A 22,401-nucleotide genomic window follows, 5' to 3' on the forward strand; every position below is an offset into this window, starting at 1 on the left:
ATGACATGCAGACGTGTTTAACGCATTTTAGGAATTTAGCTTTCAATCAGCTTGGCGCGGATCATCCCGCGCAGTGAATTGCCGACCAGAATATTGCGCGCATTCTTGAGATCGTCGACGGAAACCATCCCTTCCGACACCACGCTATTGTTTAGAAGTTCACGCCGCAAAACGCCGTCCAGAAGCCCGCAGGATAGAGCAGGCGTCACACAGGTTGTGCCGCCAATATCGAGGAAAATCGACGTGATCGTGCCTTCGCAGACCTCATCGCGGTCATTCAGCAGAATAACTTCGTCCACTTCCGCAGAAGAATACTCCTCGCGGGCGGCGATATAGGCCTGACGGCGCGTCGTCTTGTAACGTAGCAGGGGATCGTCATGTTTAAGGCGGGTGCGTGCGATCGCTATGCGCCACGTCGTTTGCTGCGGCAGCGGCTCATATTTGTAGGCCACAACATTGGCAACGCCGTCAGGGGCCAGAGTGAGGCGCAATTTCAGAGCGCGGTCACCGGAGCCAGCATCTTCAATCTGCTGGCGGATAGCGTCCATATTGCAGGAAAAACCAAGCTCGCGCGCGGACTGTTCCAGTCGCGCCAGATGCAATTGCAGACGCAGAACCCCGGACAGAGGCTCCCATCGCATGGTTTCTATCAACTGGTATTCTGGCAACTGATATTCTGGTTCCGTACTGACGGTGTGTGTCCCGTCGCGAACCGTGCTTTCAGAAGGCATTCCTCATACTCCGCTTGCGCCGTGGAATCGAAAACCACGCCGCCCCCGACATTGAAGATTGCACGATTTTCGTCGAGAAGCGAGATCGTGCGGATGGCAACATTGAAGCGCATTCGTCCGCTTGGCTCAATCCAGCCGAGCGAACCGCAGTAAATGTCACGTGGGTTGGGTTCCAGCTTGCGCAGGATTTCCATGGCACTGATTTTCGGCGCGCCGGTAATCGAACCGCAGGGGAAAAGGGCTGCAAATAGCGACCGCAGGGGAATATCGCTTTTCAGCCTTGCTCGTACCCGACTAATCATTTGGTGTACCGTCGGGTAAGATTCAACCCGGAAAAGCTCAGGCACGTCGAGCGAGCCGACTTCGCTGATCAACGAGATGTCGTTGCGCAGCAGATCGACGATCATGCGGTTTTCCGCTTGGTTTTTTGGATCGTTCATCAGAAAGGTGCGGTTCGCTTCGTCTTCCTCGGGCGTTGCCCCGCGCGGCATGGTGCCTTTCATAGGGTGGGTTTCGATCCACCCGTCCGCATCCACCTCAAAGAACAGCTCCGGCGAGCGCGACAGGACAGCCGGGCCGCCGAGATCGCAATAGGTCGCGTAGCGAACCGGCTGGCGCATAGCGAGCGCGTTGAACAGCACCAGCGGATCACCGCCCCATTCCGCATGAACTGGAAAAGTCAGATTGCCCTGATAGCAATCGCCTTCGCGCAGGTGCTGATGCAGGCGGTTGAACCGCGTTTCATATTCGGCCGGCGTCCATTCGGCGATGGGAGCGCGCAGATAGGTCGCATTGTCATTGCCGCGATGATGCAAGTCATCGTCAGACGGCCCATCGAAAACGCCGAAGCACAGGAGAGGGGCCTTGCGCCCCTCCGGCAGAAGGGGCTTCAGCTTCGGTTCGAGAAGATAACCGGCCTCGTAGGAAAGATAGCCCGCCAGCCATTTTCCGTCCGCATGGGCGCGCTGCATCGCTTCCCATGCATCATCGAATTCATCCGGCTCGTCGGCGCGGATGATGGTCGAGGGGGCCGCGAAAAGCACATCGCGGCCCGCCTTGTCGTCCCGAAACAGGATCAGCGGTTTGTTACCCGTTCGGGTCACTTCTGCCTCAGTCTTCCATGGCTTCGAGTTCGTCGATGATGCCTTCGATCACCGACAAGCCCTTGCTCCAGAAGTTCGGGTCCGTTGCGTCGAGGCCGAACGGCGCCAGCAGTTCCGTGTGATGCTTGGTGCCGCCCGCTTTCAGCATGTCGAAATATTTCTGCTGAAAGCCCTTTTCGGAATTCTGATAGACGGCATAGAGCGAGTTCACCAGGCAATCGCCGAAAGCATAGGCGTAGACATAGAATGGCGAGTGGATGAAGTGCGGGATATAGGTCCAGAAGGTCTCATAGCCCGGATTGAGGTGCACCGCGTCGCCGAGGCTTTCGCGCTGCACATCCATCCAGATTTCGCCGATGCGCTCAGACGTCAATTCGCCTTCACGGCGCTCGGTGTGGACGCGACGCTCGAACTGGTAGAACGCGATCTGGCGCACGACCGTATTGATCATGTCTTCGGCCTTCTGGGCCAGCATCGCCTTGCGTTCACGCTTGTCTTTCGTGCGCTCCAGCAGCGAGCGGAAGGTCAGCATTTCGCCGAAGACCGAAGCGGTTTCGGCCAGCGTCAGCGGGGTTGACGCCATCAGCGCGCCCTGACCGCCAGCGAGAACCTGATGCACGCCATGGCCAAGCTCATGGGCAAGCGTCATCACGTCGCGCGGCTTGCCCATATAGTTGAGCAGTACATAAGGATGCGCGGACGGGACGGTCGGATGCGCGAAAGCGCCCGGAGCCTTGCCGGGGCGAACCGGCGCATCGATCCAGTTCTTGTCGAAGAAATCCTTGGCGATCGCAGCCATTTCCGGCGCAAAATTGCCATAGGCGGAAAGCACGGTATCGCGCGCTTCGTCCCATGAAATCAGGGCCTGTGGCGTTTCCGGCAGCGGTGCGTTGCGATCCCAGTTTTCCAGCTTGTCGAGGCCAAGCCATTTGGCCTTCAGCGCATAATAGCGGTGCGAAAGGCGCGGATAGGCATCTTCGACCGCCTTGGCCAGCGCATCCACAACGTCGCGTTCGACGCGGTTTGCAAGGTGACGGCTGTCGGCAATGTCCTGAAAACCGCGCCAGCGGTCGGAGATTTCCTTGTCCTTGGCCAGCGTGTTGGTGATCAGCGTAAACGTGCGCAGATTGGCGCCGAATGTCTTGGCAAGCGCTTCCGAAGCCTTTTTGCGGACTGCGCCATCGGCGTCCTGCAGCATGTTCAGTGTCGGTTCGATTGCCAGTTCCTGACCGTCGACCTCGAAACGCAAGCCCGACATGGTCTCGTCGAACAGGCGGTTCCATGCGCCGAAGCCGGTGATCGACTTTTCATGGAAAAGCTGTTCCAGCTTGTCTTCCAGCTGATAGGGCTTGTCCTTGCGCAGATCGGTCAGCCACGGGCGATAATGCCCGATTGCCGCATTGGCATCCATCGCCTTGTCGAGAATTGCATCCTCGATACGGTTCAGTTCGAGGCTGAAGAAGATGAGATGCGTGCTGGCGTCAGTCAGCTTCTGCTGCACGTCGCCAAAAAGCTTCATGCGCTTCGGATCGGTCGTATCGCCGTAATAATAGAGCCCTGCATAGGAGGCGATCCGCCCCAGCAACTCGTCCAGTGCCTCAAACTGCTTGATCGCATCGGCAAAATCGCCGCCGTCAGCTTTCGCTGCTTCCGCGCCGAGCTTGCCTTTCCAGCGCTCTTCAAACGAAACTGAATCCTTCATGGCCTTTTCGATATCGGCCTTGAGCTGCGGGCTGTCCGGCGCGGGATAAAGATCGGCGAGGTTCCATTCCGGCAACTTGCCAAGGTCGGTCTTTTCGGCAGCGGCGCTATCCCCGGATGGGGCCAAAACCGGCGCTTGAAGAACTGCGTTGAACGAAGCAGAGTCTGAAAAACGGGTCATAAGCATTCTCCTATTGGCCTTCTTCTCGCATGTCTTGCCGGGATCGCCAAGGGGCACAATAAAGCGGTACAACCGGTGTTATGTAAGCAACCAATAAATTGCCAGTAACTTCCGCGATTACTTTTTGGGCGCTTCTAGCATTGAGTGTTTTTTAGCCGAAAATTTTGTGAATGTAGCATCAGATACTGTTTTAAGGTCTTGCAATTGTTAGTGCTCTGGCTCCAAATAGCGCGCCTGGAGCATAAAACTTTGTTCTGTTTTTAAACTGTTTAATGTGTTCGGGCGCGGGAACTCCACAGGTTGATTAAAGCTTTTAATGGGCACGCGCATTCTCATAGCGGATGATGATCCGATTCACCGACGCAACATTGAGGCGATGGTCCAGCGCATGGGTTATCGCACCATCCTGACCGACGGTGGCAGCGGCGCGCTCAGCTTCGCGACGCAGCGCAAGGATATTGCGCTGATCCTGCTCGACATGGCCATGCCGGATATGGACGGGCTGAGTGTTCTCGCCAAGATGCGTGATGCAGGTGTGACAACTCCGGTGATCGTGCTTGTCCAGAACGATGGGCTTAACAGGGCCTTGCAGGCCGTCAAACTCGGCGCGGTCGATTTCGTGACCACACCTGTCGTGCCAGAACGCATTCAGCTTTCCATTTCCAATGTGCTCAAGCTCGATGCGCTTGCACATGAGGTGCGCCGCAATCGTTCGCTGCGGACGCATTTTCCGCTCTCCGATATCATTGCCAGAAGCCCGGACATGGAGCGGGCGATGGTTGCCGCAAGGCGCGCTGCCGCGCTGGATGCGCCGCTTCTTCTGGATGGCGAACCGGGTAGCGGCAAGGAAACGCTAGCCCGCGCCATTTGCAGCGGCGGCGCAAGATGGCGTGAAACCTTCATCACCGTCGATTGTCGCACGCTGACATCGGATAATGTGGACCAGATCCTGTTCGGCGCTTCAGAAGCGGCCCGTATGCCGGGCTCTGCAATAGCTGGGGCAGACGGCGTATTCGGCAAGCTGGCAAGCGCCGATGGTGGCACGCTTTATCTGGATGAGGTTGGCTTTCTGCCGCGCCATGCCCAGATGCGGCTTTATTCGGCGATGCAAACGGGACAATTTGAAGCAGCGGGCGTCCCATATCCGTTCAATGCGCGCGTCATGGCTTCCACCACGCAGCCCCTGAACGATCTCGTCCATATGGGGCGGTTTCATCCGGGGCTTGGTCAATTGCTGGGGTCGTTCATGCTGCCGGTTCCGGCACTGCGCAATCGACCTGAAGACATTGGCATTCTGCTGCATCATTTCACGATGCGCTTTGCCAGCGAGGAGCGTCGCGGCCATATCACCGGCATTGCCCCGCATGTGCTGGAGCAGCTGAAGACCTATGACTGGCCGGGCAATGTGCGTGAGCTGAAGAATGCGGTGTTCCGCGCGGTGTTGCTATGCGAAACGCGCGAGCTGACCATGACGGATTTTGCCGAACTGGTGAGCAATACGGATAGCTGGACGGGCGCATCCTACACTGGTCCGTGGACGGCAATGCCTGTCGGTGCCACATCCGGCAAGGTAACGCCGGGCGTCATCAGCGGTATGAATGCCGAGGGTGAAGTGCGCACGCTTGCTGCCGCCGAAGAGGAGATGATCCGCTTCGCACTGGCGCATTACGATGGGCAAATCAGTGAAGTCGCGCGTCGTTTGGGCATCGGAAGGACCACACTTTACCGCAAGCTCAAGGAATATGGCATTGATGTGACCTCCATCTCTGGCAGGGGATTTGATGACGGTCATGACGGGGACAGCACCCCTTTCAGGCGCACCGCAGGATAATAAAATCAGCCTAAATTATTGAATTTTATGAAGTTCTAATCCTCCTTCTTTGGAGGTTAGGCGCACTGTTGCCAATTAAAGACTGTTAATAGTTTTTTTACCATAGCGAAAATAGATGCGCTCCTGTGTCTTTTTTGCCATGGTGTTTCCGCATTTGTTGTTCACTAAGCGTCCATTAACCATTAAATCCGACAATTGGATCTATGGCGGAACGAAGCGGATTTCGTGCGACGCTCAGAAAAGGTCACTTGGAAAGAGAGCTGCGGACGAGACCATTTGCAACTGTTGTGACTGACAGTTGCCGTAAGTTTCGGACTTGTAGCCTCTGGGGGCGGACAAAACGGTAAGGCGATACGATTCGATGAACAGCATATCGACCATGAAAGCGCATTTCGCGAATGTCTGGCAAAAAGCCCGGATTGGTGCGAAGGCGCGTCTGTCTCTCTCGTTTTCCCTTGTTGCGGCGGCAATTGCCCTCGTGGGTACCCCAACGCAGGCTTCGGCTGAAACCCGCTCCCTTAAACTTTATTACGTCCATACGGGCGAGAAGGCGGAAATCGTCTTCAAGAAGAATGGCCGCTATGTGCCCGAAGGGCTGAAGCGCCTCAATGTCTTCCTGCGTGACTGGCGTCGCAATGAGCCGACCAAGATGGACCCGCGCCTGTTCGATCTGGTCTGGCAGGTCTATCAGTCCACGGGATCAAGCCAATATATCACGGTTGTATCGGCCTATCGCTCGCCTGCGACCAACGCCATGCTGCGTTCGAACACGCGCGGCGTTGCCAAGAAAAGCCAGCACATGCTGGGCCGCGCGATGGATTACTTTATTCCGGGCGTCAATCTGGCCAAGCTGCGCGGCATCGGCATGCGCTACCAGATCGGCGGCGTCGGTTATTATCCGCGCTCCGGCTCGCCTTTCGTGCACATGGATGTCGGCAATGTCCGCTCCTGGCCGCGCATGAGCCGCCGTGAGCTTTTGGCATTGTTCCCGGATGGCAAGACCGCTCACCTTCCCGCTGACGGCAAGCCGTTGCCGGGTTATGAGCAGGCTCTGGCCATGATCGAAAAGCGCAAGGCCGGCGGTGGCGGTGACGTCATGGTGGCCAGCAATTCCACATCGACGCGCAAGAGCAAGACGCTGTTTGGCGCGCTCTTTGGCGGCGGTGCGGACGAAGAAGAAGATAATGGCGATATTGCTGCGCCGGCGACGGCGCGTCCGGCCCGTGCGACAGCTCCGGCCAAGCAGGCTCCAGCCGCAGCACCGGAAGAAGAAGCCCCGGCTCAGCCGCGCGAAACGATGGTCGCCGCATTGCCGCCGCGTGAAGCGCCGGTTCCGATGCAGGCACCGCGTCCTGAAACTGGTTTGAACCCGCAATCACTCGAATCTCAGGCGCAGACCGGCAATGTTGCTGATCAGGGCGCCGCTGTTGTGGCGATGAATGTGCCGATTCCGGCGCGCAAGCCTGAAATGGCGCCGCAGGATGCCGTGGCGCTTGCTGCCGCCGATCCAAATGCGGCGCAGGTGGCCGATGCATCGCCGCTCATGAACGGTTTCGTGCCGATCCCTTCAGCACGTCCGCAGCTTGAAGGTGACAATGCGCAGGCACAGCTTGTTGCCTCGGTTATTCCGTCGCAGCGTCCGGGCCGCCCGGGTGAACAGCCTGCTGCTTCCGGTCAGGATGCGATCGCTGCACTGGTCAACAATCAAGAGAATGATGCCGTGGCTGTTGCCGGTGCTGGTTCGTCGCCGACAAATCCGGGTGAAGTGGGCGCTTTGCCGCTGCCGAAGCAGGCTCCGCGCGCCGAGGCCAATACCCAGCTCGCGCTGTTGACCAAGAAGGATGAGATCGGCGAACTGATCGCGCCGCCAAGCGACGACTATGATTCCGAGCCGGTCGCCAAAGTGCAGCTGAAACCAGCGCCGGTTCAGACCGCCTCTCTGGCCCCAGTCGCAGCGCCGGTTGAACCCGCTGTCGCCCGCGCCAAGCAGCCCGTTGCCGTTGGCAAGGCCGTCGATACCGGCGTCCGTACCACTGCCAAGGGTGCGCGTCGTGTTGCCAAGGCGTCTTCGGCCAAGCCACATGTCGTGGTGCAGCCAGCAGCCGTGCATAATGCGGAAATGGCGATGTCGTCGGAGTCCATGTCGCAGAAGGCTCCGGTTACCAATCCGGTTCTGCGTAACGATGCGATGCGCACCGCTCCGGCTATGGTCTATACGGCTGGCTTCCAGCAGGGTGACCTGCCAAGCGACCGCGCCAACAAGTTCAGCGGTAATGCTGTGACCTTCCTGACGGTCGCAAAATTCACTGCAACCAATTGATCAACGATTACGGATCAAACAAAAGGGGCCTTGAAGGCCCCTTTTTTATTGGTCGGTTATCGGAGCGTCAGCCTTTCAGGCTGGCGGCATCGCTTGCAAGCTTGGTGATGGCATCCCATTCGCCCGCTTCCACGAGTTCCTTCGGGGCAACCCACGAGCCGCCAACACAAACAACGTTTGGCAGCGATAGATAGGTTTTGGCATTGGCGAGGCTGATGCCGCCCGTGGGGCAGAAGAATGTGCCGGCCAGCGGTGAGGAGAGCGCCTTCAGAAAGGACGCGCCGCCTGCCTGTTCGGCCGGGAAGAACTTCAGATGCGTATAGCCTTCTTCGCGCAGCGCCAGCATTTCGCTCGGCGTGATGGCAGCGGGCAGCAGCGGGACGGGGCTGTCATTGGCCGCGTCGACAATCTGCTTGGTCGCGCCGGGGCTGACGATAAAGCGCGAACCGGCCTTTGCAGCCTGCTCATATTGCTTGGCGTTGAGGATGGTGCCCGCACCGACGATGGCTTCCGGCACTTCATCCGCGACAGCGCGAATGGCGTCCAGGGCCGCTGCCGTACGCAAGGTGATCTCAATGGCGGGCAGGCCGCCCTTGGCCAATGCGCGCGCCAGCGGCACGGCATGTTCTACCTTGTCGATCAACAGAACCGGGATAACCGGCTGGCCTGTCATGACGGGGACGAGAAGATCGGTTTTCTGAGGCATCGGCTCGCTCGGCTGTTGGAGTACTTCGGCGTATTTTGCGGAATGTGCAGCGATTCCGCAAAAATGGACATGCACGGAATGTAATAAATCGATTTAAATGTATGAGGCGAACTTGTCCACAGCCGGGACAAGCTTGTTTTCAGGCCGCAGTCTTGAGTGTGCCGATCTGCTTTTGCCAACGCTCATAAGCGGCGGCCATGCGCGTATCGTAACTGTTGCGGGCGAAAGCGGGGCCGTTATAGCGCTTTGCAAAGCCGCGCCAGTCGCAGGTGCGCATGGCATCCGCCAGCCCTGTCTTTTCGATGAATCGCAACATCAGCTGCACCTGACCGGCAAGTGATCCCCGCGCTTCCGCCACCAGCGCATCGACCGAAGCAAAGCCAAGCCACTCCCAATGTGCACCCATGACCTGACCTAATCCCCATGAGGTGGATTCCAGCGCGGCCTTCTTGTCGAGGCCCATGGCGCGCTCCAGCAGCAGCCAGCGGTCGACTTGCGATCTCGGATTGGCGATCTTGCCCGCTTCAGGTGCAGACAGGCCATTTTTGCGGGCATAATCGCGAATGCGTCCGGAAAGCCTGCGGTCGAAATAATGCCCTTCAAAGCGGATCGCCGGTTCCTTGTGTCCATCCACATCGTAAAGCGCGCGACCGCCGCTTTCCACTTCTGCAACTGCCAGCAACGCCGCCGGGTCGATCTGCGCCTGTTTTGCCATGGCGGTCATAGCGTCGATGGTTTGTCTGTCGAACATGCGTTTCTCCTCTTGGACAGTGGTCTTCGAGGTGATTTTCGCCGCATCCGGGGCTGTGAGGATAAAGTAGTCTTGAATTCGCCGTGTCAGGAGATTAGTTGCGGGGTAGATTTTCAAAGAAGACACAACCGATGAGCAATTTACCTTTCACCGTCGCCGCCCTCTATTGCTTTGCGCCGCTGCCGCAATATGAAAGCCTGCGCGAGCCGCTGGCCCAGCTTTGCTGCGGCAATGGCATCAAGGGGACGCTGCTTCTGGCTGCCGAAGGCATCAATGGAACGGTTGCCGGTTCGCCAGCTGCGATTGAAAAGCTCGTCCAACATATCACTGCCATTCCGGGGCTCGGCCAGCCGGAACTGAAATATTCCTATGCAAGCGAAATGCCGTTCAATCGCATGAAGGTGCGGTTGAAGCGGGAAATCGTCACCATGGGTGTCGACGGTATAGATCCACTGAAAAGCGTCGGCACCTATGTCGCTCCGCAGGACTGGAACGCCCTGATTGCTGACGAAAACACGGTCGTTGTCGATACGCGCAACGATTATGAGTATGCCATCGGCACGTTCGAGGGTGCCCTTGATCCGCAGACCAAGACCTTCCGCGAGTTTCCGGATTGGGTCGAGCAGAACCGCGACAAGCTGGAAGGCAAAAAGATTGCCATGTTCTGCACCGGCGGTATCCGCTGTGAAAAGGCAACAGCTTTTGTCAAAGGCCTCGGCTTTGACGATGTTTTCCATCTGAAGGGCGGAATTCTCAAATATCTCGAAGAAGTTCCGCAGGAAAAAAGCATGTGGAATGGCGAGTGCTTTGTCTTCGACGAGCGCGTTGCCGTTGGTCATGGCTTGACGGAAAGCGACGTGGAGCTTTGCCGCGCCTGTCGTCGTCCGATTACGCCGGAGGACAAGCTCTCGAAGTTCTTCGAGGAAGGCATTTCCTGCGCTGGTTGCTACGATGAGCGCACGCCGGAAGATCGCGCCCGTTTTGCCGAACGCCAGAAGCAGATCGCGCTTGCCAAAGCACGTGGTCAGCACAAGCATATCGGCAGTTGATAGGCTTCCGGGACTAGCCAAATAAGTTGCACCGCATTATTGTGGCTTCGATTCTGGAACGATCTGAATTCGTTGCGGAATTTTGGGCGGCTTTTGCATGGACGCCCGTGCATCAAGGGTCTGACGGCATCCGGGTCGCGTTTGCCTCCATCAAGCCCATCATCGCAAAAAAAGCGCGCCGGTTCGTTCCGGCGGATGATGGTGTTTGTCCGTTCAAACGGGCAATATGGAGGGTAGTCATGAAAAAATTTATAGCCGCATTTCTTATCACAGTTGCCGCTGGCGCCGCTTCGGTCGCGCATGCCGCCGAAAAGGTCACGGTATTTGCCGCTGCGAGCATGAAGGATGTGATTGAAGAAGCTGCCAAGCAGATCAAGGCCAAGGATGGCACGGAAGTAGTCGCTTCCTTCGCGTCTTCGTCGGTGCTGGCCAAGCAGATCGAGCAGGGCGCTCCAGCCCAGATTTTCATTTCTGCCGATCTGGACTGGATGGATTATGTCGAGAAGGCCAATGCCATCGACAAAGCGTCGCGTAAGGTGATCGCAGGCAATGCGCTGGTTATCGCCACGCAGAAGGATACGCCGAAGGCCGATGCCAAGGAGCTCTTGAGCGCTGGCCGCTTCTCCATGGGCGATCCGTCCAATGTGCCAGCCGGTAAGTATGGCAAGGCTGCGCTGGAAAAGCTCGATATCTGGAAAGACGTCGAAAAGAATGGCGTATTCGCCGAGAATGTGCGTGTTGCTCTGCAATATGTCAGCCGCGGCGAAGTGAAGGCCGCCATCGTTTATGCATCTGACCGCGCTGCCGCGCCGGATCTGGTTGAAGCCTACCGTTTCCCGGCAACCAGCCATGCGCCGATCCTCTATCCAGCTGCTCTCATTGAAAAGAATGAAAGCGATGCCGCCAAGGCGTTCCTTGCTTTCCTTGAAAGCGATGCAGGTCAGGCGATCATCAAGGATAAAGGCTTTGTCGGCGCTGCGGAGGCAGGCAAGTGATGATGGAAGCCGGCGTCTGGCCGATTGTTCTGTTGTCACTCCGGGTAGCCGGAATTGCCATCATTTTCGCTTTGCCAGTCGCGTTCCTTGTTGCATGGATTCTTGCCCGGTTTGATTTTCCGGGCAAGTCTCTGGCGCAGGCGCTTGTGACCATGCCGCTGGTTTTGCCGCCGGTGGTCACAGGCTATCTGCTGCTGATCCTGTTCGGCGCAAGAGGTGCTTTTGGCGCTCCCTTGCAGGAATGGTTGGGCTTGTCCTTTTCCTTTCGGTGGACGGGTGCTGCCCTTGCCGCTGGTGTCATGGCGTTTCCACTGCTCGTCCGTCCGATCCGCCTGTCGATTGAAGGGCTGGATCGTGGGCTTGAAGAAGCGGCGCGCACATTGGGCGCCAGCCGGTTGGTGGCGTTCTTCACCGTAATCCTGCCGCCGCTCCTGCCGGGTGTTCTGGCGGGTGCTGTGCTTGGCTTTGCCAAGGCGCTCGGTGAATTCGGCGCGACCATCACCTTTGTTTCCAATATTCCCGGCGAGACGCAAACCCTCTCGCTTGCGATTTATGCTTTGATGCAAACGCCATCGGGTGATGCCGAAGCATTCCGACTGATTGCCATTTCCGCCGCGATTTCCATCATAGCCGTTGTGCTCTCCGAATGGTTGCAGCGCAGGCTTGCCGGAGACGTCAAATGAGTGGGCTCGTTGTTTCCATCAAGGGCCGCAATGGCAAATTCGCCGTCGAAGCCAATTTTGCAGCGGGCGGCGGTGTAACCGCTCTGTTCGGTCATTCGGGAGCGGGCAAGACCACGCTTTTGAAGATGATTGCCGGAACGCTGCGCCCCGAAAGCGGACGTATCGCCGTTGGCGATTTTGCGCTGTTCGATGCGGATAAGGGCATCAACCTGCCGCCCGAGAAACGACGCATCGGCTATGTGTTTCAGGAAGCCCGTTTGTTTCCGCATATGAGCGTCAAGCGCAACCTGACCTATGCGCGCTGGGCAGGTCACCGACAGGCCACGCGCAACTTCGATGAAGTGGTGACGCTTCTCGGCATTGAGCCGCTTCTCGATCGCCGCCCGTCGACGCTTTCGGGCGGCGAGCGCCAGCGTGTCGCCATCGGACGGGCGCTGTTATCGGATCCGGCGTTGTTGCTTCTCGATGAGCCGCTTTCCTCGCTCGACCATGCACGCCGACAGGAAATATTGCCCTTTATCGAGCGGCTGCGTGACGAAAGCCATGTGCCGATTGTCTATGTCAGTCACGAGATAGACGAAGTGGCGCGGCTTGCTGATGAAATCGTGCTGCTTTCCGGCGGCAAAGTGACGGCAAGCGGCGAGGCGGCGGAGATATTTCCACGCATCGGAGCGGATCCAGCCATCGGCGGCGAGGGCAGCGGCGTGCTTCTGGAAGGCACGGTCGCGTCCTATGACGAGAGCTACAAGCTGGCCGAGATCGACCTTGGTGGTGCGTCGTTCCAGTTGACGGATGCGGGTCTCAAGCAGGGCATGCATGTGCGCCTGCGTGTACGGGCGCGGGATGTTTCTCTGGCCCGCGCAGCGCCGGTTGCGATCAGCATTCGTAATGTGCTGCCGGTCACCATTACGGGCATCGAGGCGGGTGAGGGCCCCAATGCGCATGTCTCGCTCGACTTTCAGGGACGTCATCTGGGCGCGCGCCTGACACGCCGCTCGGTGGATGATCTTGGCTTGCAAACCGGCGACCAGGTGGTTGCGCTGATCAAGGCTGTCTCGGTTGATCGAGCCGCCATTCGAGAAAAATGAAACGGCTACAATAATCTGGTTTGCGCGGCCGGGCTTTTATGCTCCTTTCGTTCCCGAAATGGGAGGCCCTTCCGGGTAATGACATGAGTGATTTGCAAAACTGGACCCCTCGTCCGAGGCCGGAACGAAAAGTACTGGAAGGTCGCTATGTGCGCCTGGAGCCGCTCGATCCGCAAAAGCATGGAGACGAGCTTTTTGCGGCGTCGTCGGTAACCGATGCCGACCAGCGTTTTACCTGGTTGTTCGAATTTCCGCCCGCGACCCGTGCGGAGTTCGAGCCATGGCTGGAGAAGGTTTCGAAAAGCGAAGATCCGCTGTTTTATGCCGTCATCGACAAGGCCAGCGGCAAGGTGGCCGGTCGCCAGACCCTGATGCGCATCGACCCGGTCCATGGTGTGATCGAAATCGGCAATATTTATTGGGGACCGCTGATTTCGCGCAAGCCGGCGGCGACGGAAGCACAGTTTCTGTTTATGCAATATATCTTCGACGAGTTGGGCTATCGTCGCTATGAATGGAAGTGCAACAATGACAATGCGCCTTCCAAGCGCGCAGCGGAGCGTTTCGGTTTCACCTTCGAGGGGATTTTCCGCCAGCATATGGTGGCCAAGGGCAAGAACCGCGACACGGCATGGTATTCGATCATCGACAGCGAATGGCCAGCACTGAAGAAAGCCTATCAGGCATGGCTTGCACCGGAAAACTTTGATAGTGACGGCCAGCAGATAAAAAGGTTTGAGGAGTTCCGCAATCTTGGCTGAACCGCAGAAAAGCCATCCGGCCATTGCCGCCGCCGTCATCCTGATCGGCTTCGGTGTGCTCGCTTATTTCGTGCCAAGCATCATGCTGGCGCTGGGCGCGCGCTCGCATGTTGCCGCAGCGATCTTTGCCGTCGTCTTCGTGCTGGGTTTCTTCGTCATTTTCTGGCTGCGCGCGCGCAGTCAGAAAAAGGAACGATAGTCTGCACTCAAAAAGTTAGTGCAGGTCTTTCGTATAGACGAATTTCGGCATGCTCCAGTTGAAGCGCAGCGCCAGAAGTCGCAGAATAAGTCCTGCCGCCATCGCCACGAAGGCGGCGGGTCCTTGCGAAACATTGAGGTAAAGTCCGCCAAGATAGATGCCGCCGGTGACGACCGATACGGTCGCGTAGAGTTCCGAGCGGAAAAGCAGCGGCACATCATTGCACAGCACATCGCGCAGAACACCGCCGACGCAGCCGGTGATCATGCCCGCCGCAATGACGATGATGATCGGCATATTCATGCCAAGCGCAACACCACAGCCAATGACCGTGAACACCACCAGACCGATAGCGTCGAGAAAAAGAAACATCTGCCGCAGACGATGCATGTAGCGTGCAACGAGAATGGTCGCCAAAGCCGCAAAGCCGGTGATCACCAGATAGCTTGGATGCTGCACCCATGACAGCGGGTGGTGATTGAGCAGCACGTCGCGTACCGATCCGCCGCCAAGCGCGGTAACGCAGCCGAGCAGGAAGACGCCAATCCAGTCCATCTCGCGGCGTCCGGCGGCCAGTGCCGCAGTCATCGCTTCGGCGACGATGGCCGTAATATAGAGCACGTGAATAAGTTCTTCGCTTTCCGCGCCGTTCATGCCTTGTTCCTCGTCTGATTACTCAGGCGCAGTATTGGCCTCTATCCGGATAAGATTTGATAAACAGAACCGATATCGCCGAATAATTGAGCTTAAGGGTAAGGGCGGATAAAGATGCTCAGCGGTTGGATTTGTGAATGCTCGCGAAGATATTGGCTGCGAGATAGCTTTCATCAAAGCTGCAAATCTGCATGAGCGCGGTTCGGTTCATGAATTTCACTTCGTTGTTCCGGAACGTTAGCAGATTGTCCTCGCGCAGTTCGCGAAGCATGCGATTGGTGTGGATTGGCGTCAGGCCGAGCGCGTCGGCCAGTTCGCTCTGGGTGATAGGGCAATAAAAGCCGTTCTCGTCGCCAGTGCCATTGGCCCGGGCACGATAGCCGAGTTCCAGAAGAAGGTGGGCTACACGCGAGACGGAGGCGCGCCGCCCCAGACTGATCAGGTGTTCCAGCAGGATGGTGCGCTGACGCGCTGTCATCTCCATGAAGGCCATGGCCAGTCGGGCCGATTTCAGCATGTTTTCAACCAGCGTATCGAGATTGATTTCCAGCACCGAAATATCGGTGATGGAAAACAGCGTGTAATAGTTGAAGCCCAATCCCGTGCGGAAACCGAGAAGGTCACCCTTCATCGGAAAGTCGAGGATCTGCCTGTCGCCATTCGGCAGGTCGCGATAGATGCAACTCCATCCGCTATTGATGATGAGCACCGAATTCGTCCAGTCACCTTGTCTGGATATGATGGTATGCGGTGAATAGTGTCTGGTCGAAACCGGCATCGATCGCAGAACATTAAGGTCATTTGCCTCGAAGGTCGCATCGATGGGTGGATTCTTGAGAAGATTGAGCAGCGTGTTGTCTTCGTTATTCGGCCCCATCGGCGTTACCCGGTGCGTGGTTTGGATATCAGGATGATTGCCCGGCTCATCCTGTACGAAATCGCGTAATATTCGATGACAAGCTTCCGTGAGGGGCAATGATTTGGCAAGGGGGCATTTTCTACCACTAATTGGGTAGAATAACGGATACACTCTAAACCATATTTCTATTCGCCCGTTAATCTAGGTTAATGACAGCACGGGGGAGTTCGGCAATAATTTAGGAAAATAAGATATATAAAAGAACTTAGGGCGACTGAATACAATCATAAAATAGAACACGATGTAATCCACATGTTTAATGAAGGTTAGACATGGAGAAGGATTGCGTTCTTAAAAGATTCAGAGGGCGTTAAAATGAATATTTCTGCACAGTTCAAGGATAAGGAAGAGAGCCTCAACTCTCGCAACATGTATGCGAGCCGCGTTGCTGATCAACGTGACTATACCAAAGAACGTGAACAGTCTCTGGTTGTCATCATTGACAGCCGTGCATTGGATCGCGAATGTCTCGCGCATGGACTGACCAATAATTGCACTGACATGGCGATTGCAACCTTCAGTTCTTTTGAACAATGGCAACATCAGCGTCGCAGCCGGACCGCATCTGCCGTTCTCTTCAATGTAGGCGGGCAGAAAGTATCCGACCCGGCGGTCGGCAATTATCTCAAGTCTCTCGTTACCGAATGCGCGCCTGCGCCGGTGATCATCCTCGCTGACAAGGAAGAAATATCGCAGGTCGTTCGCGCGCTTGAGCATGGCGTGAAGGGCTACATTCCGACGTCGGTCAATCTCAATGTCTGCATCGAAGCACTGCGTCTGGCCATGGCGGGCGGCACCTTCGTCCCGGCGAGCAGTGTTCTGGCTCTGCGTCATGCGACCGAAACAGGCGCACAGCGCATTCAGCCATTGGGCGGCATGTTCACGCAGCGTCAAGCCGAGGTCGTCAACGCGCTGCGTCGCGGCAAGGCCAACAAGATCATCGCATATGAACTGAAGCTCCGTGAAAGCACAGTGAAAGTGCATATTCGGAATATCATGAAGAAGCTCAAGGTCACGAACCGCACGGAAGTCGCCTGCATCATTAACGAGCTGTTCCCTTCGGAAACCTCATTTTCCGAACTGTAAGCAACGTTAAGTCCTAGTTGATCTTCCCGTGAAGGAGCACTGTTGTGATTATCTCCGACGTTTCGTCAGGAAGCGCGCGGCAGCCGGTTGCCGACCTTCTGGATACTGTTAAACGCAGAAAACTGATGCTGACCGTGCCCGTTCTGGTGGGCATAGGGGTTGGTTGTCTGGGCTATCTCAACGCCCCGGTCTCCTATGTTTCGGAGGCCGTGGTCGTTCTGGATATGCGGCGGATTCAGGCGCTTCCAAGCGAAAGCGCCATCACGCCGCTGCCGCAGGACAGCCCGGTTTTGCGCTCGGAACTGGATATCATCAATTCGCGAATGATGGCGCGCAAGGTGATCGATATTCTGCAAGCGGACGGCGTCACGGTGCCCCCCGCAGCCGCACCGAATAGCGACGCCGCAGCGCGTGAGCGCGATCAGATCGATCTTCTGCTTTCGCGGTTGCAGGTTACCAATGACGGTCGCTCCTACACGATTTTCATATCCTATCGCGCATCCAATCCGGTCTATGCGGCGAAGGTCGCCAATGCGTTCGCGAACGCTTATCTCGACCATCAGGTGGATGTCCAGCAATCGGCGGCTAAGCGCGTCAGCGAGTGGCTGGGTGAAAAGCTCGTCACGCTGCGTAACGACCTTGAAACAGCCGAACGGGCTGCTGAAGATTTCAGGCAGAAATCCGGTCTGGCGGGCGATCAGGGGCAGATGACATTTCAGGCGCAGCGTGTAGCCGCTTTGAACACTGAGATCGTCGCGGCCACCGGGGCCGTGTCCTCTGCAGAAGCTCGATTGCAGACTGCGCAGGCGTTGAAAGGCGGCAGTGACACACCGGCATTAGCCGAAGTTCTGGCATCTCCGGCGATTCAGCAATTGCGCAATGAAGAGGCGCGTGTTGAGCGCCAGCTTGGTGAATTGCAGACGAACGGCGCCGTGAAGAGCGCCGAGATTCCCGTTTTGACGGCAGAGCGTGACGCACTGCGACAGCAGATTGTCGGCCAGGTCGACCAGATCGTACAAAGCCTTGGCAATGAAATTCAGATCGCCCGGCAAAGGCGATCCAGTCTTGAACAGGCGTTGAAGGCCGCCGAAGCGGACCTTGCCAGCGCCAATCAGGCGCAGGTGACGGCAGCGCAGCTCGACCGCGAAGCCAATGCCAGCCGCGTTGTCTATGAAAGTTACCTCACGCGCTACAAGCAGCTGATCGAGCAGGACGGCATCGCCTCGGCAGAAGCGCAGCTTATTTCCAGCGCCGAGCCGGCCATGGCCAAGGCAAGCCCGAAACTGATGAACTGGCTGCTGCTGGGCATTGGTCTGGGTGGGCTTTTCGCTGTTGCGGGTACGATGCTGAAGGAAACCTTCGACCGGATCAGACCGGCCCAGACCTCCTCGCTCGCCTTGCCGGGTATTCCGGCGGCGACCTTGCTACCCAATACGCCGCGCCTGACCGTACCGCTGCTGATCAATGGCGGGCTGGACCCGGCCAGCGCTTTCGGCCGTGCGATCAAGTCGGTGCATGATCGTTTGCGGGCTTTGACACGGGGACGCGATTCACTCGCCCTTTCCGTGATTTCGCTCTCTGATGCCGACGGCAAAAGCCTTGTGATCACTGCGCTCGCCCAACAGTTTGCTGCGAGCGGCGTATCGATTGCAGTGATCGACGCAACCAATGGCCAGTCCGGCCTTTGTGCTGCTTTCGGTCTGCCGATCGGCGATCTACAGCCATCAGCGACAGCCAAAAAGCTCAGCGGCGCCGCGCTGATCCACGACCATGGCTCCGGTATCGATATTATCAGACCGCACCGCCCAGCCCCGGATGGCGACTGGCTGAGCGGGCTTATTGCGCAGCTGCGCGCAGATCACAAGATCATCCTGGTGGATTTACCGCCCTTCAAGGAAGACAAGCGGTCGGTTCTGATGTCGCGCGCTACGGATACGGCGCTTCTTGTGGTCAGCGATGACCGGCGCGATTCCGGCGCAACCAATGCACTGGTGCAGACGCTTGCCTCTTTTGGTCGCAAGCCCGCGCTGGCTGTCGTCAGTCAGGCCCCGACCATCTATGCCGGGCGGGTGACAAGCACGTTGGCCATGGTCCGCGCCCTGCTGTCCGGGCTGTTCAAGCGCCGCAGCCGAACGCCGGATCTGGCGTCAGATCAAAACCAGAGACAGGTTTAATTGAGGAGGGGGCAATGCCGGAGATCACATATAAGCGTCGTATCGCCCGCCATTTACAGGCATCGGTGTTTTCCGCGATGCTGTTCTTCAGCGCGGGCAGCATGGCGCTGGCCGACGGGCAGATTTATCGCATCGGTTCCAATGATGTCTTGCTGGTCACGGTCTATGGGCAGCCTTCGCTGACGGGACTTTACCCGGTCGATGTGGATGGAAACATCGGCTATCCGGTGGTCGGCAGCATTCCCGTGCGCGGTCTCACGACAACTGAAATCAGTGAGAAGATTGCGGCGTCCCTGTCGCAGCATATTCCGGGTCTGACCGTGACGGCGACGATCAATCAATATGCGCCGGTCTTTGTTGTGGGCGATATCAAGGCGCCCGGCAAATACGAATACCGGCCCGGCATGGTTGCATTGGAACTGATGGCGCTGGGCGGCGGTGCAGGCAAGGGCGAAGCACCTGCAGTCACCGCCGGTATGCAGTTGATTGCCGCGCAGCAGGAATATTCCGATCTGCAATTGCAGATTTCCGCCCAGACAATCCGTCGGGCGCGCTTGGCTGCGGAATTGCAGGGAACCGATTTCGAATACACGCCTTCGCAGCAAGCAAATGTATCAAAAGACGATCAGGGGCTGGTTCAGCATATGCTGGAGGGTGAGCGCACTCTGTTCGATGTGCGTCGCAACAATATGAAAGCCGAACGGCAGGCGCTTGAAGCGCAGGTCGCGAGCTATGGCGATGAAATCAACACCCTCCAGGAAAGCATTAAGCTGCACGATACAGAAATTCAGCTGCTGCAGGAAAATGTCGATTCCAGCCGGTCGCTGGTCGATCGTGGCCTTGCGGCCAAGTCGAACCTGCGCGATCAGGAGCGCGATCTGTCGGCGACACGCCGCGATGCGCTGGAGCTGGCGTCGTTTCTGGCACGGGCGCGGCAAAACCAGCTCGCCATGCAGCAGCGTATCGCCAATCTGGAAGAAGTCCGGCGCAGCGATGCGGCAACCAGCTTGCAGGAGGTCGATCTCAATTTGGCGCGGATGGAACGACGCAGCGGCGCGCAGATTCAGACCATGGCGGAAATCGCCAAGTCGTCCGGCAATATCTCGTCAGCCGATATGCGCAAGAAGTTGATCTTCACGATCAGCCGCAACGTGAACGGTGCGTTTCAGGATATTAACGGTAACGAGCGGACGGAAATCAAACCGGGCGATATTTTGCGTATCGAACTCGATATGAGCAAAATCAACGCTTCGCCGTCATAAGGACGTTCACATCTGGAACCCTCGTGCTTCGAGACGGCGCTGCGCGCCTCCTCAGCATGAGGGGTGTTGGTGCTCCCAAGATCAGTGAAGGGGGTGGTCGCGGTCGCTATGCCGCGACCGCCTCGGCATTTTCTTCCATCCAGGCGGAATAGACAGCGCGCAAGCCGTCTTCGAGGCTGATGCGTGGCTTCCAGCCGAGTGCAGCCATGCGAGATGTGTCGAGAAACTTGCGGGGCGTGCCGTCCGGCTTGCTCAGATCGTGCTCGAACCGGCCCTCATAGCCCACAACACGGGCAATCAGCAGCGCCAGATCCCTGATCGAGATTTCCTCGCCGGAGCCAATATTGACGGGTTCGAACCCATCGTGAAACTGCAAGAGATGCAGGCAGGCATCGGCCAGATCATCGACATGCAGGAATTCGCGCAGCGGTGTACCGCTGCCCCATAATTTCACCTGCTCGGCGCCCATGATCTTGGCTTCATGGATCCTGCGCAGCAGCGCTGGCAGCACATGCGAAGTCTTCGGATCGAAATTGTCGTTCGGGCCGTAGAGATTGGTCGGCATTGCCGTCATGAAGCGGTCGCCGAACTGGCGCGCGCAGGATTCGGCATATTTCAGCCCTGCAATCTTGGCGATGGCATAGGCCTCGTTGGTCGCTTCAAGCGGCCCGGTCATGAGGGCGTCTTCGGTCAGCGGCTGCGCCGCATCGCGCGGATAGATGCAACTGGACCCCAGCCAGAGCAGGCGTTCCACGCCGGTCTGGTGCGCCGCATGAATGACATTCATACCGATGGCGAGATTGTCATAGAGAAAATCGGCGGGTGACTGCGCATTGGCGAGAATGCCGCCGACATGGGCCGCCGCGATGATGATAACGTCTGGCTTGCGACCAGTGATGAAGTTTTCGGTCGGCCCCTGACGGGTCAGGTCCAGCGCGCTATGCGCTGCGGTGATGATGTCGCAATCCGTGCCGTGCAGACGGCGCAGGATGGCCGAACCGACCATGCCGGTGTGACCCGCAACAAAGACCTTTTTGCCGGCCAGTGAATAGACCGGTTCTGCGGTTACGTCATTGTCCGTAGAAGTCATTGCGCCCAGCCTCCCGCATGATATTGCGCAAATCCCAATCCACCATTTCCGCGACAAGGCTGTCGAAGCCGGTCGTGTGCTGCCAGCCAAGGCGGCTATGGGCTTTCGATGCATCACCCAACAGGAAGTCCACCTCATTCGGACGGAAATAACGCGGATCAATCTCGATCAGACAATTGCCGGTTTTCCGGTCAATGCCGATTTCCTCCACGCCATCGCCCTTCCATTCGATCTGCTTGTCGACAGCCTTGAAGGCATGTTCGACGAATTCACGCACGGTATGGGTCTCGCCGGTGGCGAGCACATAATCATCCGGCGTTTCTTCCTGCAGGATGCGCCACATACCCTCCACATAATCGCGGGCATGGCCCCAGTCGCGACGGGCGTTCAGATTGCCAAGGCGCAGTTTGTCCTGCAAACCGCGCTCGATGGCCGCAACCGCGCGGGTGATCTTGCGGGTGACGAAAGTTTCACCGCGCAGCGGGCTTTCATGGTTGAACAGGATGCCGTTCGACGCGTGGAAACCATAGGCCTCGCGATAATTCACAGTGGTCCAATAGGCATAGAGCTTCGCCGTCGCATAAGGGCTCTGCGGCATGAACGGCGTATGCTCGTTCTGCGCGTTGGGCGAGGAATTGCCGAAAAGCTCCGAAGTTGAAGCCTGATAAAAGCGGCTGGTTTTGCCGAGGCCCAGAATACGGATGGATTCCAGCAGCCGGAGCGTGCCGAGCGCATCGGTATTGGCGGTATATTCCGGCGTTTCGAAACTCACCTGCACATGGCTTTGCGCCCCGAGATTATAGATCTCGTCCGGGCGCACTTCCTGAATGACGCGGCACAGATTGGTGGCATCGGTCAGATCACCGAAATGCAGGCGAAAGCGCACGTCTTCATCGTGGGGGTCTTGATAGAGATGGTCGATACGCCCGGTGTTGAACGAGGACGAGCGCCGCTTCAGACCGTGAACACGATAGCCCTTCTTGAGCAGGAGTTCACTCAGATAGGCGCCATCCTGGCCGGTGACGCCGATGATGAGTGCGACTTTCTCACGCTGATTGTCATGCAAGCTATCGTTCAAGGGACTGCCCTCCGTCCGTAATATCCATGGCAGCATGTT

General features: G+C 57.5%; 20 protein-coding genes. 11 read left to right on the forward strand and 9 right to left on the reverse strand.

The window, feature by feature from the left end:
• Positions 1-35: 35 nt before the first annotated feature.
• The 3 genes from FHW03_RS05040 to FHW03_RS05050 are packed head-to-tail and all read right to left on the reverse strand — an operon-like array spanning position 36 to position 3,716.
• A complete protein-coding gene (locus tag FHW03_RS05040) occupies positions 36-731 on the reverse strand; it encodes an aminotransferase class IV family protein (RefSeq protein WP_182519635.1) in 696 nt (231 codons plus the stop codon).
• On the reverse strand, positions 650-1,834 hold the full coding sequence (locus FHW03_RS05045) for an aminodeoxychorismate synthase component I (RefSeq protein ID WP_182519636.1): 1,185 nt from the start codon (positions 1,832-1,834) through the stop codon (positions 650-652). The genes FHW03_RS05040 and FHW03_RS05045 overlap by 82 nt, the downstream gene beginning before the upstream one ends.
• 7 nt (positions 1,835-1,841) lie before the next feature.
• On the reverse strand, positions 1,842-3,716 hold the full coding sequence (locus FHW03_RS05050; protein ID WP_182519637.1) for a M3 family oligoendopeptidase: 1,875 nt from the start codon (positions 3,714-3,716) through the stop codon (positions 1,842-1,844).
• Between the two features lie 316 nt (positions 3,717-4,032).
• Here FHW03_RS05050 and FHW03_RS05055 point away from each other — a divergent pair, with 316 nt between their 5' ends.
• Both FHW03_RS05055 and FHW03_RS05060 read left to right on the forward strand, forming a co-directional pair.
• Entirely contained in the window at positions 4,033-5,547 is a 1,515-nt protein-coding gene (locus FHW03_RS05055; RefSeq protein ID WP_182519638.1) for a sigma-54 dependent transcriptional regulator, read from the forward strand.
• Between the two features lie 379 nt (positions 5,548-5,926).
• Positions 5,927-7,867 (forward strand): DUF882 domain-containing protein, encoded by a 1,941-nt coding sequence (locus FHW03_RS05060; protein WP_182520053.1) that lies wholly within the window; start codon positions 5,927-5,929, stop codon positions 7,865-7,867.
• Between the two features lie 67 nt (positions 7,868-7,934).
• On the opposite strand, the gene FHW03_RS05065 is transcribed toward FHW03_RS05060, so the two are convergent.
• Both FHW03_RS05065 and FHW03_RS05070 read right to left on the reverse strand, forming a co-directional pair.
• Positions 7,935-8,573 carry a 2-dehydro-3-deoxy-phosphogluconate aldolase gene (locus FHW03_RS05065; protein ID WP_182519639.1) on the reverse strand — a complete coding sequence of 213 codons (639 nt, stop codon included), beginning with the start codon at positions 8,571-8,573 and terminating at the stop codon, positions 7,935-7,937.
• Between the two features lie 139 nt (positions 8,574-8,712).
• Entirely contained in the window at positions 8,713-9,324 is a 612-nt protein-coding gene (locus tag FHW03_RS05070) for an N-acetylmuramidase family protein (RefSeq protein WP_182519640.1), read from the reverse strand.
• Positions 9,325-9,455: 131 nt separating this feature from the next.
• Here FHW03_RS05070 and FHW03_RS05075 point away from each other — a divergent pair, with 131 nt between their 5' ends.
• The 6 genes from FHW03_RS05075 to FHW03_RS05100 all read left to right on the forward strand — a co-directional run bounded on the left by FHW03_RS05075 (position 9,456) and on the right by FHW03_RS05100 (position 14,099).
• Positions 9,456-10,373 carry a rhodanese-related sulfurtransferase gene (locus FHW03_RS05075; RefSeq protein WP_182519641.1) on the forward strand — a complete coding sequence of 306 codons (918 nt, stop codon included), beginning with the start codon at positions 9,456-9,458 and terminating at the stop codon, positions 10,371-10,373.
• A gap of 239 nt (positions 10,374-10,612) precedes the next feature.
• Positions 10,613-11,368 (forward strand): molybdate ABC transporter substrate-binding protein, encoded by a 756-nt coding sequence (modA, locus tag FHW03_RS05080; protein WP_182519642.1) that lies wholly within the window; start codon positions 10,613-10,615, stop codon positions 11,366-11,368.
• Complete coding sequence (modB, locus tag FHW03_RS05085; RefSeq protein WP_210277193.1) at positions 11,368-12,051, forward strand: molybdate ABC transporter permease subunit; 684 nt, start codon at positions 11,368-11,370, stop codon at positions 12,049-12,051. Before modA ends, modB begins: the two co-directional genes overlap by 1 nt.
• A complete protein-coding gene (modC, locus tag FHW03_RS05090; protein WP_182519644.1) occupies positions 12,048-13,139 on the forward strand; it encodes a molybdenum ABC transporter ATP-binding protein in 1,092 nt (363 codons plus the stop codon). The genes modB and modC overlap by 4 nt, the downstream gene beginning before the upstream one ends.
• An 83-nt stretch (positions 13,140-13,222) precedes the next feature.
• Positions 13,223-13,900, forward strand: coding sequence for a GNAT family N-acetyltransferase (locus FHW03_RS05095; protein WP_138783584.1), 678 nt, complete (start codon positions 13,223-13,225; stop codon positions 13,898-13,900).
• Positions 13,893-14,099 (forward strand): hypothetical protein, encoded by a 207-nt coding sequence (locus FHW03_RS05100; protein WP_078339220.1) that lies wholly within the window; start codon positions 13,893-13,895, stop codon positions 14,097-14,099. Before FHW03_RS05095 ends, FHW03_RS05100 begins: the two co-directional genes overlap by 8 nt.
• 15 nt (positions 14,100-14,114) lie before the next feature.
• Here FHW03_RS05100 and FHW03_RS05105 read toward each other — a convergent pair whose 3' ends face one another.
• Together FHW03_RS05105 and FHW03_RS05110 are read right to left on the reverse strand one after the other, a co-directional pair.
• Positions 14,115-14,753: a trimeric intracellular cation channel family protein gene (locus tag FHW03_RS05105; protein WP_182519645.1), complete on the reverse strand. Its 639-nt coding sequence runs from the start codon at positions 14,751-14,753 to the stop codon at positions 14,115-14,117.
• Positions 14,754-14,871: 118 nt separating this feature from the next.
• A complete protein-coding gene (locus FHW03_RS05110) occupies positions 14,872-15,630 on the reverse strand; it encodes a Crp/Fnr family transcriptional regulator (protein WP_182519646.1) in 759 nt (252 codons plus the stop codon).
• Between the two features lie 357 nt (positions 15,631-15,987).
• On the opposite strand from FHW03_RS05110, the gene FHW03_RS05115 reads away from it, so the two are divergent.
• From FHW03_RS05115 to FHW03_RS05125, 3 genes are read left to right on the forward strand one after another with little or no spacing between them, the layout of a single operon-like run.
• Positions 15,988-16,758 (forward strand): response regulator transcription factor, encoded by a 771-nt coding sequence (locus FHW03_RS05115; RefSeq protein ID WP_182519647.1) that lies wholly within the window; start codon positions 15,988-15,990, stop codon positions 16,756-16,758.
• A gap of 44 nt (positions 16,759-16,802) precedes the next feature.
• Positions 16,803-18,932, forward strand: coding sequence for a GumC family protein (locus tag FHW03_RS05120; protein WP_377514169.1), 2,130 nt, complete (start codon positions 16,803-16,805; stop codon positions 18,930-18,932).
• Between the two features lie 14 nt (positions 18,933-18,946).
• On the forward strand, positions 18,947-20,194 hold the full coding sequence (locus FHW03_RS05125) for a polysaccharide biosynthesis/export family protein (protein ID WP_182519648.1): 1,248 nt from the start codon (positions 18,947-18,949) through the stop codon (positions 20,192-20,194).
• 106 nt (positions 20,195-20,300) lie between these two features.
• On the opposite strand, the gene FHW03_RS05130 is transcribed toward FHW03_RS05125, so the two are convergent.
• Together FHW03_RS05130 and gmd are read right to left on the reverse strand one after the other, a co-directional pair.
• A complete protein-coding gene (locus FHW03_RS05130) occupies positions 20,301-21,284 on the reverse strand; it encodes a GDP-L-fucose synthase (protein ID WP_182519649.1) in 984 nt (327 codons plus the stop codon).
• Positions 21,265-22,398, reverse strand: coding sequence for a GDP-mannose 4,6-dehydratase (gene gmd, locus FHW03_RS05135; protein WP_377514352.1), 1,134 nt, complete (start codon positions 22,396-22,398; stop codon positions 21,265-21,267). Before gmd ends, FHW03_RS05130 begins: the two co-directional genes overlap by 20 nt.
• Positions 22,399-22,401 lie beyond the last annotated feature (3 nt).

The sequence above is a fragment of the Ochrobactrum sp. RH2CCR150 genome, from assembly GCA_014138095.1.
Lineage (GTDB): Bacteria > Pseudomonadota > Alphaproteobacteria > Rhizobiales > Rhizobiaceae > Brucella > Brucella gambitense.